17 protein-coding genes and 4 tRNA genes are annotated in these 14,637 nt (G+C 70.6%); 8 read left to right on the forward strand and 13 right to left on the reverse strand.

All coding sequences use genetic code 11. The features are described 5' to 3' along the window. Positions 1 to 168 precede the first annotated feature (168 nt). The 6 genes from ACFWV2_RS04755 to ACFWV2_RS04780 form a co-directional block, all read right to left on the reverse strand. Entirely contained in the window at positions 169 to 1,074 is a 906-nt protein-coding gene (locus tag ACFWV2_RS04755) for a hypothetical protein (RefSeq protein ID WP_384401661.1), read from the reverse strand. A gap of 118 nt (positions 1,075 to 1,192) precedes the next feature. Further along, entirely contained in the window at positions 1,193 to 1,921 is a 729-nt protein-coding gene (gene rplA, locus ACFWV2_RS04760; protein ID WP_188269125.1) for a 50S ribosomal protein L1, read from the reverse strand. A 77-nt stretch (positions 1,922 to 1,998) separates the two neighbouring features. Continuing rightward, the gene (gene rplK / locus ACFWV2_RS04765) at positions 1,999 to 2,433 is read right to left on the reverse strand and encodes a 50S ribosomal protein L11 (RefSeq protein ID WP_315891551.1); all 435 of its coding nucleotides are present in this window, start codon (positions 2,431 to 2,433) and stop codon (positions 1,999 to 2,001) included. Positions 2,434 to 2,591: 158 nt separating this feature from the next. Beyond that, positions 2,592 to 3,518, reverse strand: a complete 927-nt coding sequence (gene nusG / locus ACFWV2_RS04770) for a transcription termination/antitermination protein NusG (protein ID WP_384401666.1) — start codon at positions 3,516 to 3,518, stop codon at positions 2,592 to 2,594. A gap of 44 nt (positions 3,519 to 3,562) precedes the next feature. After that, positions 3,563 to 3,844, reverse strand: coding sequence for a preprotein translocase subunit SecE (gene secE / locus ACFWV2_RS04775; protein ID WP_055599927.1), 282 nt, complete (start codon positions 3,842 to 3,844; stop codon positions 3,563 to 3,565). Positions 3,845 to 3,947: 103 nt separating this feature from the next. Further along, positions 3,948 to 4,020, reverse strand: a tRNA-Trp gene (locus tag ACFWV2_RS04780). A gap of 206 nt (positions 4,021 to 4,226) precedes the next feature. Here ACFWV2_RS04780 and ACFWV2_RS04785 point away from each other — a divergent pair. Both ACFWV2_RS04785 and ACFWV2_RS04790 read left to right on the forward strand, forming a co-directional pair. Continuing rightward, a complete protein-coding gene (locus tag ACFWV2_RS04785) occupies positions 4,227 to 5,453 on the forward strand; it encodes a pyridoxal phosphate-dependent aminotransferase (RefSeq protein ID WP_384401669.1) in 1,227 nt (408 codons plus the stop codon). Between the two features lie 125 nt (positions 5,454 to 5,578). Next, positions 5,579 to 6,634 (forward strand): adenosine deaminase, encoded by a 1,056-nt coding sequence (locus ACFWV2_RS04790; RefSeq protein ID WP_384401672.1) that lies wholly within the window; start codon positions 5,579 to 5,581, stop codon positions 6,632 to 6,634. 30 nt (positions 6,635 to 6,664) lie between these two features. Here ACFWV2_RS04790 and ACFWV2_RS04795 read toward each other — a convergent pair whose 3' ends face one another. The 6 genes from ACFWV2_RS04795 to ACFWV2_RS04820 form a co-directional block, all read right to left on the reverse strand. Further along, positions 6,665 to 7,720 carry a UDP-N-acetylmuramate dehydrogenase gene (locus tag ACFWV2_RS04795; protein WP_384401675.1) on the reverse strand — a complete coding sequence of 352 codons (1,056 nt, stop codon included), beginning with the start codon at positions 7,718 to 7,720 and terminating at the stop codon, positions 6,665 to 6,667. Between the two features lie 62 nt (positions 7,721 to 7,782). Beyond that, positions 7,783 to 8,211: a MaoC family dehydratase gene (locus ACFWV2_RS04800; protein WP_384401678.1), complete on the reverse strand. Its 429-nt coding sequence runs from the start codon at positions 8,209 to 8,211 to the stop codon at positions 7,783 to 7,785. A 2-nt stretch (positions 8,212 to 8,213) separates the two neighbouring features. Further along, positions 8,214 to 8,666 (reverse strand): MaoC family dehydratase N-terminal domain-containing protein, encoded by a 453-nt coding sequence (locus ACFWV2_RS04805; RefSeq protein ID WP_384401680.1) that lies wholly within the window; start codon positions 8,664 to 8,666, stop codon positions 8,214 to 8,216. An 82-nt stretch (positions 8,667 to 8,748) separates the two neighbouring features. Then, entirely contained in the window at positions 8,749 to 8,913 is a 165-nt protein-coding gene (gene rpmG / locus ACFWV2_RS04810; protein ID WP_003956487.1) for a 50S ribosomal protein L33, read from the reverse strand. Positions 8,914 to 9,001: 88 nt separating this feature from the next. Beyond that, positions 9,002 to 9,074, reverse strand: a tRNA-Met gene (locus ACFWV2_RS04815). Between the two features lie 44 nt (positions 9,075 to 9,118). Further along, a tRNA-Thr gene (locus ACFWV2_RS04820) sits at positions 9,119 to 9,191 on the reverse strand. Between the two features lie 208 nt (positions 9,192 to 9,399). Between ACFWV2_RS04820 and ACFWV2_RS04825 the strand changes: the two genes are divergently transcribed. Further along, positions 9,400 to 10,680: an amidohydrolase family protein gene (locus ACFWV2_RS04825; RefSeq protein WP_384401683.1), complete on the forward strand. Its 1,281-nt coding sequence runs from the start codon at positions 9,400 to 9,402 to the stop codon at positions 10,678 to 10,680. Between the two features lie 2 nt (positions 10,681 to 10,682). Then, positions 10,683 to 11,339, forward strand: coding sequence for an NAD(P)H-binding protein (locus ACFWV2_RS04830; RefSeq protein ID WP_384401686.1), 657 nt, complete (start codon positions 10,683 to 10,685; stop codon positions 11,337 to 11,339). A 56-nt stretch (positions 11,340 to 11,395) separates the two neighbouring features. Here ACFWV2_RS04830 and ACFWV2_RS04835 read toward each other — a convergent pair. After that, positions 11,396 to 11,477, reverse strand: a tRNA-Tyr gene (locus ACFWV2_RS04835). A gap of 170 nt (positions 11,478 to 11,647) precedes the next feature. Between ACFWV2_RS04835 and ACFWV2_RS04840 the strand changes: the two genes are divergently transcribed. The 4 genes from ACFWV2_RS04840 (at position 11,648) to ACFWV2_RS04855 (ending at position 14,609) form a co-directional block, all read left to right on the forward strand. Continuing rightward, positions 11,648 to 12,139 (forward strand): YajQ family cyclic di-GMP-binding protein, encoded by a 492-nt coding sequence (locus tag ACFWV2_RS04840; protein WP_384401689.1) that lies wholly within the window; start codon positions 11,648 to 11,650, stop codon positions 12,137 to 12,139. Positions 12,140 to 12,242: 103 nt separating this feature from the next. Further along, complete coding sequence (locus tag ACFWV2_RS04845) at positions 12,243 to 12,740, forward strand: methylated-DNA--[protein]-cysteine S-methyltransferase (RefSeq protein ID WP_384401692.1); 498 nt, start codon at positions 12,243 to 12,245, stop codon at positions 12,738 to 12,740. Then, positions 12,737 to 13,360, forward strand: coding sequence for an alpha-ketoglutarate-dependent dioxygenase AlkB family protein (locus tag ACFWV2_RS04850; protein ID WP_384401695.1), 624 nt, complete (start codon positions 12,737 to 12,739; stop codon positions 13,358 to 13,360). Before ACFWV2_RS04845 ends, ACFWV2_RS04850 begins: the two co-directional genes overlap by 4 nt. Positions 13,361 to 13,370: 10 nt before the next feature. Further along, on the forward strand, positions 13,371 to 14,609 hold the full coding sequence (locus tag ACFWV2_RS04855; RefSeq protein WP_384401697.1) for an APC family permease: 1,239 nt from the start codon (positions 13,371 to 13,373) through the stop codon (positions 14,607 to 14,609). The last annotated feature ends 28 nt before the right edge of the window (positions 14,610 to 14,637 follow it).

Genomic DNA, 14,637 nt, shown 5'->3' on the forward strand with positions numbered 1-14,637 from the left:
GGCTCAGCTCAACCGCATCACGAAGATCCGGGAACTCTTCCACAAACACCTGCGCGGGTCGTTCGCGTCTCAGCGAATCCTTCGGCCACCGCACCCTGGGGGCGCAGTAACGACCAGCGGTCTTTGGCTTCTGTGGAAGAGTACGTGACCGTGTCGGCAAAGGGCAAATCAGGCCTTCCCGAGGCCCTTCAGCATCTCGAAGAGGTCCAGCGTGTCCTTGGCCGGCGGCGCCTGGACGGCGGCCTGGGTGCCGTAGTCGCTGTAGTCGGCCCGGATCTGCATCGTGCCCTCGGCCATCGTCATGCCGATGTCCATGCGCGCCGGGTAGCCGTCCTCGTTGACCCAGACCTCGGTGTCGTAGCCCTTGAGGCCCGCCTTCTTCACGTTGGCGATGAGGGTGTCGTAGTCCTCCTTGGAGAGCGCCTTGGAGGTGTTGTTGGCCTGGAGCATCTGCTCGAAGGTCAGCGTGCCCTTGTAGTGCTGCGTCTCCATGCCGTTGATCTTCTCGGCGCCGACGTGCTTGAGGTTCGGGGAGTCGAGGAGCAGCGCGAGCTGCTGGGCCGGGTCCTGGTTCATGCTGTCCAGGCCGCCGGTCAGCTGCTTCTGGAGTGCCTTGTCGCCGGAGGCGTCCGCGGCGGCCTTCAGGTCCAGCTTCATCCAGCGCTTGCCGTCCATCTCGGCGGCCTGCTTCACGCCCATGTCCATGTACATGACGTTGTCGAGCATCACCATGCGCATCTGCTCGGGGGCGCCGGAAGCGGCCGCGCCGCTCAGCATGGAGCCCTTCATGGTGATGTCCATCACCGCGGGGTCCCAGCCCTGGACGCCGGTCAGCTCGGCGGTGCCCGAGTCCGCCCCGGCCCCGGACATGCTCATCGTCATCCTGACCTTGGCGGCCTTGGCCGCGGAGGTCTTCTCGTACGCGGCCTGGATGACCTTCGTGACGTCGCCCGGGCTCTGGGTCTTCGGGGCGTCGGACGCCTTGCCCGTGCCGTCCTGACAGCCCGCGACACCCAGCGAGAGTGCCATCGCCGTGACGGCGACGCCCGCGCGCTTCCCTGCTGACCTGTTCATGAGAGTTCCCCACCCCTTGATCGACGTCTTCGCTCTCCCTGCACCGTAACAAGGAACAGGCCCCCGCCTCTCCGAGGAGAGGCGGGGGCCTGTCGACCACTCAGTGAACCGATGGGGTTCAGACCGCGGCCGGGTCCTCCTCGACGAGGAGGTTGCGGGTGCGGTTGGAGTCCAGCGGGATGCCGGGGCCCATCGTCGTCGTCAGGGTCGCCTTCTTGATGTAGCGGCCCTTGGCGGCGGACGGCTTCAGACGGAGGATCTCGTCCAGAGCCGCGGCGTAGTTCTCGACCAGCTTCGTCTCGTCGAAGGAGACCTTGCCGATGATGAAGTGCAGGTTCGAGTGCTTGTCGACGCGGAACTCGATCTTGCCGCCCTTGATGTCGTTGACAGCCTTCGCGACATCGGGGGTGACGGTGCCGACCTTGGGGTTCGGCATGAGACCACGCGGGCCGAGGACGCGGCCGAGGCGGCCGACCTTGCCCATGAGGTCCGGGGTGGCCACCACGGCGTCGAACTCGTTCAGGCGGTTGCCCTTGGAGATCTCGTCGATGAGCTCGTCGGAGCCGACGATGTCGGCGCCGGCGGCGATCGCGGCCTCGGCACGGTCACCGGTCGCGAAGACCAGGACCCGGGCGGTCTTACCGGTGCCGTGCGGGAGGTTCACGGTGCCGCGGACCATCTGGTCGGCCTTGCGCGGGTCGACACCCAGGCGGAAGGCGACCTCGACGGTGCCGTCGAACTTCGTGGTGGCGGTGTCCTTGGCGAGACGGACGGCCTCGAGGGGGGCGTAGTTCCGCTCCCGGTCGATCTTGGCGTCCGCGCTGCGGAGAGCCTTGCTGCGCTTCACTTCTGCTCCTGTTGGTTCAGGTACGGAGTCGTGGTGCGGGCCGCGCCGGCCCTACCACTAGGTCACGAGGGGGGTGATCAGCCCTCGACCGTGATGCCCATGGAACGGGCGGTGCCGGCGATGATCTTCGACGCGGCGTCGAGGTCGTTGGCGTTCAGGTCGGGGAGCTTGACCGTGGCGATCTCGCGGACCTGGGCGGCCGTGAGCTTCGCGACCTTGGTCTTGTGCGGCTCGCCGGAGCCCTTGTCCACACCCGCGGCCTTGAGGATCAGCTTGGCGGCCGGCGGAGTCTTGGTGATGAAGGTGAAGGAGCGGTCGTCGTAGACCGTGATCTCCACCGGCACGACCATGCCACGCTGCGACTCGGTCGCGGCGTTGTAGGCCTTGCAGAACTCCATGATGTTGACGCCGTGCTGGCCCAGTGCGGGACCGACCGGCGGGGCCGGGTTCGCCGCACCGGCGTTGATCTGGAGCTTGATAAGCCCCGTGACCTTCTTCTTCTTGGGAGGCATTGCTCTCTCCGGGTCCTAGTGAGAGTGTTCAGCCCGCCGTCCGGTCATCCGGATGGAGGCATACCGCACAACGATAACGGGTATAGGCGCGCGGCTAAAAACCGAGCAGGTCAGAGCAGCTGCGAGAGCCACTCTGACCTGGTCGGAAACCTATGAGATCAGTTCTTCTGGATCTGGTCGAAGCTGAGCTCGACCGGGGTCTCGCGACCGAAGATCTCGACGAGGCCCTTGACCTTCTTCGAGTCGGGGTTGATCTCGTTGATCGTGGCCTGGAGGGTCGCGAAGGGACCGTCCGTGACCGTGACCGAGTCGCCGACCTCGAAGTCCAGGACCTGGACCTCCAGCTTGCGGGACGGAGCCGGCTTGCCCTCGGCCTCGGCGGCCTCGCGGGCGGCCTTCTCCTCGGCCTCCGGGGCGAGCATCTTGACGATCTCGTCCAGGGTCAGCGGGTACGGGTCGTAGGCGTTGCCCACGAAGCCGGTGACGCCGGGGGTGTTGCGGACGACGCCCCAGGACTCGTTCGTCAGGTCCATGCGGACGAGAACGTAGCCGGGAAGCTTGTTCTGCTTGACGTTCTTCCGCTCGCCGCCCTTGATCTGGACGATCTCTTCCTCGGGGACCTCGGCCTGGTAGATGAAGTCCTCGACGTTGAGCGAGACGGCGCGCTGCTCGAGGTTCGCCTTCACGCGCTTCTCGTAGCCCGCGTAGGTGTGGATGACGTACCACTCGCCGGGGAGGGTGCGCAGCTCCTCGCGGAGCGCGGCGACCGGGTCGACCGGGGCGGCCGGCTCGGCCTCTTCCTCGGTCTCGTCGTCGGCGTCCTCGACGTCGGCGGTCTCGACGGTCTCGTCCTCGTCGCTCTCGGCGGCGTCGACGGTCTCGTCCTCGTCGCTCTCGGCGGCGTCGACGTCCTCGTCGGTCTCCTGCTCGTCCTCGTCCTCGACGTGGACGGCGGCTTCCTCGGCGGCGTCGCCGGCAACGTCGTCAGCAGCGTCCGCCTGGTCCTCGTCGGCCGCCTCGACGATGTCCTGCTCGTCCTCGACGGACTCGGACTCGAAGGCGTCGTTCAGGTTCGCGTCAGACACGGTGGCTGCTTCTTCCTGCGATACAGATGGGGTGGAACAAAAAGTCAGCCGAAGACGTACTTGACTGCTTCCTGGAAGCCATAGTCAATCACGGTGACAAGGCCGATCATGATGACGACGAAGATGATCACCACAGTGGTGTACGTCGACAGCTGGCTGCGCGTGGGCCAGACGACCTTGCGGAGCTCGGCGACGATCTGGCGGTAGAAGAGCGCGAGACGGCCCAGAGGGCCCTTCTTTCCGCGCTTGCCGCCCTTGCGGGACTTCTTCTTCTCGGCCTCGTCATCGGCATCAGGCATGTCGATGGAGCCTACGGCGTCCGTCACGATCTCTCACCTGATTCCGGGTCGGCCGTGCCGCGCCCGGGTGGAGCCGCACGGCGGTGCAATGAAGTACGTACATGCGCACAACACCTGGCGGTGTGTGTAGCAGGGCCGGAGGGACTTGAACCCCCAACCGCCGGTTTTGGAGACCGGTGCTCTACCAATTGAGCTACGACCCTTTGTTGGTGTCCCCAACCTACCGCATCGTGAGATGTGGTCGGTGCGGGCCAACGAGCAGTGAGCATACGTGGTCAGAGGGCTTCACGTCGAACAGAAACCACGGGCGACCTCCCGTCGGACGCGCGTACGACCGGGAATGACCGTTCCTGTCCGGTCCGTGAAACCTGTGTGTCGGGCCCTGAGGCGGTCTGGGACGATGGGCCGTATGAGCGCTGCTACCCCTCCCACCGAGCGTCGGGTCTCCGCCCGCGTCGGTGCGATCTCCGAGTCCGCCACCCTCGCCGTCGACGCCAAGGCCAAGGCCCTCAAGGCCGCCGGGCGCCCGGTGATCGGTTTCGGCGCGGGTGAGCCCGACTTCCCGACTCCGGACTACATCGTCGACGCGGCCATCGAGGCCTGCAAGAACCCCAAGTTCCACCGCTACACGCCCGCCGGCGGCCTCCCCGAGCTGAAGGCCGCCATCGCCGCCAAGACGCTCCGCGACTCCGGCTACGAGGTCGACGCCTCCCAGGTCCTGGTGACCAACGGCGGCAAGCAGGCGATCTACGAGGCCTTCGCCGCGATCCTCGACCCGGGCGACGAGGTCATCGTCCCGGCGCCGTACTGGACGACGTACCCCGAGTCGATCCGTCTCGCGGGCGGTGTCCCGGTGGAGGTCGTGGCCGACGAGACCACCGGCTACCGGGTCTCGGTGGAGCAGCTGGAGGCGGCGCGTACGGAGAGGACCAAGGTCGTCCTCTTCGTCTCCCCGTCGAACCCGACCGGCGCCGTCTACAGCGAGGCCGAGACCGAGGCGATCGGCCGCTGGGCCGTCGAGCACGGTCTGTGGGTGCTGACGGACGAGATCTACGAGCACCTGGTGTACGGCGACGCGTCCGCGGTCTCGCTGCCGTCGGTCATGCCGGAGCTGCGCGACAAGTGCATCGTCGTCAACGGTGTCGCCAAGACGTACGCGATGACCGGCTGGCGCGTGGGATGGATCATCGGCCCGAAGGACGTCGTGAAGGCCGCGACCAACCTGCAGTCGCACGCCACGTCCAACGTGAGCAACGTGGCGCAGATGGCCGCGCTCGCCGCCGTGTCGGGCAACCTGGACGCGGTCGCCGAGATGGGCCGCGCCTTCGACCGGCGCCGCCAGACGATCGTGCGGATGCTCAACGAGATCGACGGCGTGTTCTGCCCCAACCCGGAGGGCGCGTTCTACGTGTACCCGTCGGTGAAGGCGCTGCTCGGCAAGGAGATCCGCGGCAAGCGCCCGCAGACCTCGGTCGAGCTCGCGGCCCTGATCCTGGACGAGGCCGAGGTCGCGGTCGTCCCGGGTGAGGCCTTCGGCACGCCGGGCTACCTGCGTCTGTCGTACGCGCTGGGTGACGAGGACCTGGTGGAGGGCGTGTCCCGGATGCAGAAGCTGCTCGCCGAGGCCACCGTCTGATCGACGGCCCCGTGCCCTGCGGGCCCCCGGTTCTTCGGAGCCGGGGGCCCGTTTTTGCGTTCTAGCGAGGTCCCGATCGGGGAAACCGGGTGTCCTGCTCCGTTCGGGTGCGGCAGGATCGATCGATGCTGGCCTCTTCAGGGGGACACCCCCCGTACCCCCCGCACGGACACCGCGACATCAGCCTGCTGCCCAAGGCGCATCTGCATCTGCACTTCACCGGTTCGATGCGGCCCACGACGCTCATCGAGCTGGCCGACAAGTACGGTGTGCACCTTCCCGAGGCGCTGAGCAGCGGTACGCCTCCGAAGCTGCGGGCGACCGACGAGCGCGGCTGGTTCCGCTTCCAGCGGCTCTACGACATCGCCCGCTCCTGCCTGCGGACGCCCGAGGACATCCAGCGGCTGGTGCGCGAGGCGGCCGAGGAGGACGTCAGGGACGGTTCCGGGTGGCTGGAGATCCAGGTCGACCCCACCTCGTACGCGCCGCATCTCGGCGGGCTCATCCCGGCCCTGGAGGTCATCCTCGACGCGGTGGAGTCGGCGGCGCGGGAGACCGGGCTCGGGATGCGGGTGCTGGTCGCGGCGAACCGGATGAAGCACCCCCTGGAGGCGCGGACGCTCGCCCGGCTCGCGGTGCGGTTCGCGGACCGGGGCGTGGTGGGCTTCGGACTCTCCAACGACGAACGGCGGGGCCTGGCCCGGGACTTCGACCGGGCCTTCGCCATCGCGCGGGACGGCGGCCTCCTCGCGGCCCCGCACGGCGGCGAGCTGGCGGGTCCCGCGTCCGTACGCGACTGCCTGGACGATCTGCGGGCGACACGGGTGGGGCACGGGGTGCGGTCGGCGGAGGACCCGCGGCTGCTGCGGAAGCTCGCGGAGCGGGGTGTGACCTGCGAGGTCTGCCCGGCGTCCAATGTGGCGCTCGGGGTGTACGAGAAGCACGAGGACGTGCCGCTGCGGACCCTCTTCGAGGCGGGGGTGCCGATGGCGCTCGGCGCGGACGACCCGCTGCTCTTCGGCTCGCGGCTGGCCGACCAGTACGAGATCGCGCGCCGGCACCACGGGTTCACGGACGCGGAGCTGGCGGAGCTGGCACGGCAGTCGGTGCGCGGCTCGGCGGCCCCGGAGGGCGTACGGACGAAGCTGCTCGCGGGGATCGACGACTGGATCGCCGGCTGAGTATCCCGGGCGGCGCGCGGGCGTGGCGCCCTAGAGGGCCACGCCCACCGTGACGGGCTCGTTGACCAGGGTGATCCCGAAGGCCTCCCGGACCCCCGCGACGACCTCGCGGGCGAGCGCGAGCAGGTCCTCGGTGGTCGCCTCGCCCCGGTTGGTGAGGGCGAGCGTGTGCTTGGTGGAGATCCGCGCGGGCCCGGAGCCGTACCCCTTGGTGAATCCGGCCCTGTCGATCAGCCAGGCGGCGGAGGTCTTGGTGAAGCCGTCGCCGGCGGGGAAGGCCGGCGGGGTGACGTCCGCGCCGAGCCGCTCGGTCACGCGCGCGTGGAAGGCGGCGTACTCCTCGTCCGTGAGGATCGGGTTGGTGAAGAACGACCCGGCGGACCAGGTGTCGTGGTCCTCGGGGTCCAGGACCATGCCCTTGCCGGCGCGCAGCCGCAGGACGGTCTCGCGGGCCCGTGCGAGCGGCACCCGGTCCCCCGCCTCGACACCGAGGGCGCGCGCGGTCTCCGGGTACTTGATCGGCGCCGACATCCCGTCCGCGTCCTCGAGCTCGAAGCGGACCCGCAGCACCACGTACCGCTCGGGGTGGTCCTTGAAGAGGCTGTGCCGGTACGAGAAGGCGCACTCGGCGTTGGTGAGGGTGACCGTCTCGTCGGCGCGCCGGTCGTAGGCGACGACCTCGGTCACGGTGGCGGAGACGTCCTGCCCGTACGCGCCGACGTTCTGGATCGGGGTCGCGCCGGCCGAGCCGGGAATGCCGGCGAGGCACTCGATCCCGGCGAGCCCGGCCTCGACGGTCCGGGCGACGGCGTCCGTCCAGACCTCGCCGGCGGCGAGTTCGAGGCGGGTCCCGTCGAGGGAGAAGCCGGTGGTGGCGATCCGCAGCGCGGTGCCGTCGAAGCCCTTGTCCCCGATGACCAGGTTGGATCCGCCGCCGATGACGAGCAGCGGCGTCCCCGAGGCGTCGGCCTCGCGGACCGCGGCGACGACCTCGTCGTCGGTGGTGGCGGTGACCAGCCGAGCGGCGGGACCGCCGAGGCGGAAGGTGGTCAGGGGGGCGAGGGGGGCGTCGTGGAGAAGCTGCACGGGCCCAAGGGTACGTTCCCACCGCGGCTGGAAGGTCTCACCCGCGGTGGGAACACCGGCCGTCAGGCGAGCCGGACCACGGCCCGGCTCATCCCCAGCACCTTCTGCCCGGCGCACATCGCGGTGAGGTCCACCCGCACCCGCTGGTCGTCCAGCTTGGCGGCGACCTTGGCGCTGACCTCCACGAGGGCGCCCTCGTCGTCGTCGGGGACGACGACCGGCTTGGTGAAGCGGACGCCGTACTCGACGACGGCGGCGGGGTCGCCGGTCCAGTCGGTGACGACGCGGATCGCCTCGGCCATGGTGAACATGCCGTGGGCGATGACGTCGGGGAGGCCGACCTCCACCGCGAACCTCTCGTTCCAGTGGATGGGGTTGAAGTCCCCGGAGGCGCCGGCGTACCGGACGAGCGTGGCGCGCGTCACGGGGAAGGTCTGCGCGGGCAGTTCGGTGCCGACCTCGACCTCGTCGTAGCTGATCTTCGCGGTCATGGTCAGGCCCCCTCGGGTGCGCGGGAGACGAGCTTGGTCCAGGCGGTGACGACGTGCTCGCCGGAGGCGTCGTGGACCTCGCCGCGGATGTCCACGATGTCGTTGCCGGCGAGGGACTTGATCGCCTCGATGGTGGAGGTGACCGAGAGCCGGTCGCCGGCGTGTACGGGCCGGGTGTAGGCGAACTTCTGGTCGCCGTGGACGACCCGGCTGTAGTCGAGGCCCAGCTGCGGGTCCTCGATGACCGCTCCGGCCGCCTTGAACGTGATGGCGAACACGAAGGTGGGCGGGGCGATCACCTCGGGGTGGCCGAGCGCCTTGGCCGCCTCGGTGTCGGTGTACGCGGGATTGGCGTCCCCGATCGCCTCGGCGAACTCGCGGATCTTCTCGCGGCCGACCTCGTAGGGCGGGGTGGGCGGATAGGTCCGGCCCACGAAGGACTGGTCGAGCGCCATGGACTCGATACCTCCTGGATCTGTTGCCGACAAACGACACGAGGCCGCCCCCGAATGGGGACGGCCTCGTGTACGAGCCTGGTTAACGCGTCTCGCGGTGCGCGGTGTGCGAGTTGCAGCGAGGGCAGTGCTTCTTCATCTCAAGACGGTCCGGGTTGTTACGCCGGTTCTTCTTGGTGATGTAGTTCCGCTCCTTGCACTCCACGCAGGCCAGCGTGATCTTCGGGCGGACGTCGGTGGCAGCCACGTGAGTGCTCCTTGGACGGACGGTGGACGGATGAACGCATAAAAGAGTAGCCGATCGAAGGACCGACCCCACAATCGGCTACCGTGTGTAGCGGTGACCGGACTTGAACCGGTGACACAGCGATTATGAGCCGCTTGCTCTACCGACTGAGCTACACCGCTTTGATGATCCGGATCCCGTCCGAGGACGGGTTCCTTCTCACCAGAGCCCCAATACGGAATCGAACCGTAGACCTTCTCCTTACCATGGAGACGCTCTACCGACTGAGCTATTGGGGCGAGCGAGGAAGACATTACACGGTCTCCGGCCCATCACCCAAATCCGTTTCGCGGCCCCCGTGCGACGGTCCTCACCAGGGGTCACGTACGCCACTCGTGGCCTCATCGGTACGACTATTGCGCTCCTCCTCGAAGCTCGCGGCGAGCGCCCCTAGGCTCGGCCCCCACGCTTCGTGATCTTGATCTTGAGGAGCCTTGAGGAGCCCCGATGTCAGCCGAAAGCAAGCAGCCCCAGCCGCCCGACGACGGGGCCGCCACCACCGCCGACTCGACCTCGCTCCTGCTCTCCCACGCGCGGCTCACCGACGGACGGACCGTGGACGTCCGGCTCGTCGGCGGCCGGATCGAGGCCGTCGGCACGGCCGGGAGCCTGGCCGCCGTGGGCGCGCGCGTGGACCTGGCCGGCTATCTGCTGCTGCCCGCCGCCGCCGAGCCCCACGCCCACGCCGACACGGCGCTGTCCGCCGACTCCCCCGGCCCCGTCTCGTACGCGCCGGAGGACGTGCAGCGCCGCGCCACCGAGGCCGCGCTGCTCCAGCTCGGCCACGGCGCGACCGCGCTCCGCGCGCACGTGCGGATCGGTGACGTGCACGCGCTCGGGCCGCTCGAAGCGGTGCTCCAGGCCCGCCGCTCGCTGCGCGGCCTCGCCGACCTGACCGCCGTGGCCGTGCCCCGGCTGCTCACCGGGGTGGCCGGCGCGGACGGTCTCGCGATGCTGCGGGACGCGGTGAAGATGGGCGCGGGGGTGGTCGGCGGCTGTCCGGACCTCGACCCGGACCCGGCCGGCTACGTGGAGGCGGTCCTGGAGGTCGCGGCCGAGCACGGGGTGCCGGTCGACCTGCACACCGACGGGGACGACCCGGCCCGGCTGGCGCGGCTGGCGGCGATGGCCGGGGGGCTGCGGCCCGGGGTGACGATCGGTCCGTGCGCGGGGCTCGGCGGGCTCCCCGCCGACGCGGTGCGCAGGGCGGCGGACCAGCTGGCGGCGGCCGGGGTGACGGTGGTGTGCCTCCCGCAGGGCGGCTGTGGCGGTACGGAACGGCGCGGGGCGGCGCCCGTACGGCTGCTGCGGGCCGCCGGGGTGCGGGTCGCGGCGGGCAGCGGGGCGCTGCGGGACGTGTCCAACCCGGTGGGGCGGGGGGACCCGCTGGAGGCCGCGTACCTGCTGGCCTCGCTCGGCGGGCTGCCGGCCGAGGAGGCGTACGCGGCGGTGAGCGCGGAGGCGCGGGACGTGATGGGGCTGCCGGAGGTGCGGGTCGAGGCCGGCTTCCCGGCGGAGCTGCTTGCGGTGCGCGGTGAGCGTCTGTCGGGCGTGCTGTCCCTCGCGTACAGCCGGATCGTGGTGCACCGGGGGCGGGTGGTGGCGCGGACGAGCGCGGTGCGGGAGTACTGCGACTCGGCGGCGGCGCTCGATCTGCCGCGGCAGGCGCGTCCGGAGCGTCCGCCGGAGCCGGGGAGCCCTCCGGCCGGTCCCGTCGTACGGTCGTGAGTATGCGCATCGTCATCGCTGGAGGACACGGACAGATCGCCCTGCGCCTGGAGAGGCTGCTGTCGGCGGGCGGGCACGAGGTCGCGGGGATCATCCGCGACCCGGGACAGGGCGGAGACCTGAGGGACGCGGGGGCCGAGCCCGTGGTCCTGGACCTGGAGTCGGCGTCGGTGGAGATGGTCGCGGCGGTCCTCCAGGGCGCCGACGCGGCCGTCTTCGCGGCGGGCGCGGGGCCGGGCAGCGGCGCGGACCGCAAGGACACGGTGGACCGCGCGGCGGCGGTGCTCTTCGCGGACGCCGCGGAACGGGCGGGCGTGCGGCGCTACGTCGTCGTGTCGTCGATGGGCGCGGACGCGTCCCACCCGGGCGACGAGATCTTCGACGCGTACCTCCGCGCCAAGGGGTCCGCCGACGACGAGGTCCGCGCGCGGACGGCGCTGGACTGGACGATCCTGCGCCCGGGCACGCTGACGAACGACGCGGGGACGGGCATGGTCCGGCTCGAGGCCCGCACGGGCCGCGGCCCGGTCCCCCGCGACGACGTGGCGGCGACCCTCGCGGAGATCCTCGACACCCCGGCGACGGCCGGCCTCACCCTGGAACTGATCGCGGGTTCGACCCCGCTGTCGGTCGCGGTGAAGGACGTGGCCGGAAACTGACCCCCGGAAACGAGGAAAGGTCCCCGGTGCAAGCACCGGGGACCTTTCGTATCGCGTGGCGACGCCAGGATTCGAACCTGGGTAGGCTAAGCCGACGGATTTACAGTCCGCTCCCATTGGCCACTCGGGCACATCGCCATGAGATCGCTGCCGTGGAGCCGCTTTTCGGCGGTGTTCCGTGGCAACGACGTAAACGATACCTGATCCCCGGGGGTGGTTCGCCACCGGATTGATCAGCGGTCGGGGCCCTGGCACACCCCCTAGGCTTTGCGCTGTACCCCAAGCATCCGAGCAAGGAGCCACGAGTCATGGCCGACTCCAGTTTCGACATCGTCTCCAAGGTCGAGCGGCAGGAGGTCGACAACGCCCTCAACCAGGCCGTGAAGGAGATCTCCCAGCGCTACGACTTCAAGGGGACCAACGCCTCGATCTCCTGGTCCGGCGAGAAGATCCTGATGCAGGCGAACGGCGAGGAGCGTGTCCTGGCCATCCTCGACATCTTCCAGACCAAGCTGATCAAGCGGGGGATCTCGCTGAAGTCGCTGGACGTCGAGGGCGATCCGCAGCTGTCCGGCAAGGAGTACAAGCTCTTCGCGTCGGTCACCGAGGGCATCTCGCAGGAGAACGCCAAGAAGGTCGCGAAGACCATCCGGGACGAGGGCCCCAAGGGCGTCAAGGCGCAGGTGCAGGGCGACGAGCTGCGGGTCAGCTCGAAGAGCCGGGACGACCTGCAGGCCGTCCAGACGCTGCTCAAGGGCAAGGACTTCGACTTCGCGATCCAGTTCGTGAACTACCGCTGACCCGGCCGCCCGGTCGACGCTCGCGTCCGAATACCGCCAGCCCGTGGCTCGGCGGCCCCGCACACTGGAACGTGGAAGGCCCGTGCGGGGAGAGGAACCAGCCATGACCGTGTACGCGTACGTCGACGGCCCCCTGGGCGAGATGCTGCTCGTCGGGCAGCTCGCCGGAGGGGGCCGTGCCGTGCTGCGCTCGCTGTCCCTGCCGGGGCAGAAGGGGGCCGTCGCGGTCGAGGACGGCTGGGCGTCGGCGCCCGGGGCGTTCGACGAGGTCGCCGGGCAGTTGGGTGAGTACTTCGCCGGACGCCGGGACCGGTTCGACCTGCCCCTCGCGAGCGACGTCGGGACCCTGTTCCAGCGGCGCGTCTGGGGGGCCGTCGAGGAGATCCCGTACGGCACGACCGTCTCGTACGGGGAGATCGCGCGGCGGGTCGGTTCCTCCGGCGCCGGGGTCCGGGCCGTGGGGACGGCGATCGGGCGCAATCCGCTGCTTCTGGTGCGTCCCTGTCACCGGGTGATCGGGGCCGACGGGAGTCTGCGCGGGTACGCCGCCGGGCTCGACCGGAAGGAGCGGCTCCTCGCCCTCGAAGGGGTCCTCGTGTGACCGAGGGGCTCTTTCCCCGCGAGCGGGCCGAGATCGCCCCCGGCGCCGTGCACGTGCCCGCGTGGCTCCCGTTCGCTCGGCAGCGGGAGCTGGTGGAGGACTGCCGGGAGTGGGGGCGCGGACCCGTGCCGTACCGGCGGACCGTGCTGCCCGGCGGGGGTGTCATGTCGGTGCGGACGCTGTGCCTGGGCCGGCAGTGGGTGCCGTACCGCTATCTCGACACCGTGGGCGTCGAACTGCCCGACCGGCTCGTGGCCCTGGGCCGGGAGGCGCTCGTGGAGGCGTACGGCGACGACGGCGGTTTCACCCCCGACACCGCGCTCGTGAACTTCTACGCGCCGGGGGCGCGGATGGGCATGCACCAGGACCGGGAGGAGCGTTCGGGCGCGCCGGTGGTGTCGCTGAGCCTCGGGGACCGGTGTGTGTTCCGCTTCGGGAACGAGGAGAACCGGGGGCGGCCGTACCAGGACGTCGAGCTGGCGTCCGGCGATCTCTTCGTCTTCGGCGGGGCCTCGCGGTGGGTTCATCACGGGGTGCCCAAGGTGTATCCGGGGACGGCCGAACCGGCGCTCGGCCTCGTCGGACGCCTCAACATCACGCTGCGGGAGACCGGGCTCTAGGCTGCCGCGCATGAGTCCAGAGTTGCGCCGGTCCCTCGGTGTCTTCGACGCGGTCGTGATCGGCCTCGGCGCCATGGTGGGGGCCGGGATCTTCGTCGCGCTCGGGCCCGCCGCCGGGGCGGCCGGGTCGGGGCGCGGGGTGCTCGGGGCGCTCGCGGTCGCCGCCGTCGTCGCGTACTGCAACGCGATGGCGTCGGCCCGGCTCGCGGCCCGCCACCCCAGCTCCGGCGGCACCTACGTGTACGGTCGCGAACGCCTCGGGTCCTTCTGGGGCTATCTGGCCGGCTGGGCCTTCGTGGTGGGCAAGACGGCCTCGTGCGCGGCGATGGCCCTGACGGTCGGGGCGTACGTGTGGCCGGGGCACGCGCACACGGTGGCGGTGGCCGCCGTGGTGGCCCTGACCGCCGTCAACTACGGGGGAGTTCAGAAGTCGGCGCTGCTCACGCGGGTCATCGTGGCCCTGGTCCTCGCCGTCCTCGCCGCCGTCTGCGTGGTGTCCCTCGGGGCCGGTGGGACGGTGCCGCTCGCGTCCGGGGACGAGCTCACGGCGGGCGGTGTGCTCCAGGCCGCGGGTTTGCTCTTCTTCGCATTCGCGGGGTACGCGCGGATCGCCACGCTCGGCGAGGAGGTCCGTGATCCGGCCCGGACGATCCCCCGGGCGGTGCCGGTGGCGCTCGGGATCGCCCTCGTCGTGTACGTGCTCGTCGCGGTGAGCGTGCTGACCGTCCTCGGTCCCGCGGCCCTCGCCGCCTCCCCCGTCCCGCTCGTCGACGCGGCCCGCGCGGCGGGCGCCGCCTGGCTCGTACCGGTGGTGACCGCGGGCGCGGCGGTCGCCGCGCTCGGCTCGCTGCTGTCACTGATCCTCGGGGTGTCCCGCACGACCCTCGCGATGGCGCGGGACGGGTACCTGCCGACCGCGCTCGCCGCCGTGCACCCCCGCTTCCAGGTGCCGCACCGGGCGGAGCTGGCGGTGGGCGCGGTGGTGGCCGTGGTGGCGGCGACGGCGGACGTACGGGACGCGATCGGCTTCTCGTCGTTCGGGGTGCTCGTCTACTACGGGATCGCGAACGCCTCCGCGTGGACCCTGGGCGGGCGGGCCCGGCCGCTCGCCGCGCTCGGTCTCGCCGGGTGCGGGGCGCTCGCGTTCGCGCTGCCGCTGGGGTCGGTCCTGGCGGGGGCGGGGGTCGTCGCGGTCGGCGTGGTGGCGTGGGCCGTCGGTCGAGGACGGCCTGTGCCTCCCGGGGCCTGACCGACGGGCGGACCTCCCGGGGCCTGAC

Origin of the sequence: Streptomyces sp. NPDC058671, from assembly GCF_042716475.1 — a bacterium.
In the GTDB taxonomy this organism is placed as follows: domain Bacteria; phylum Actinomycetota; class Actinomycetes; order Streptomycetales; family Streptomycetaceae; genus Streptomyces.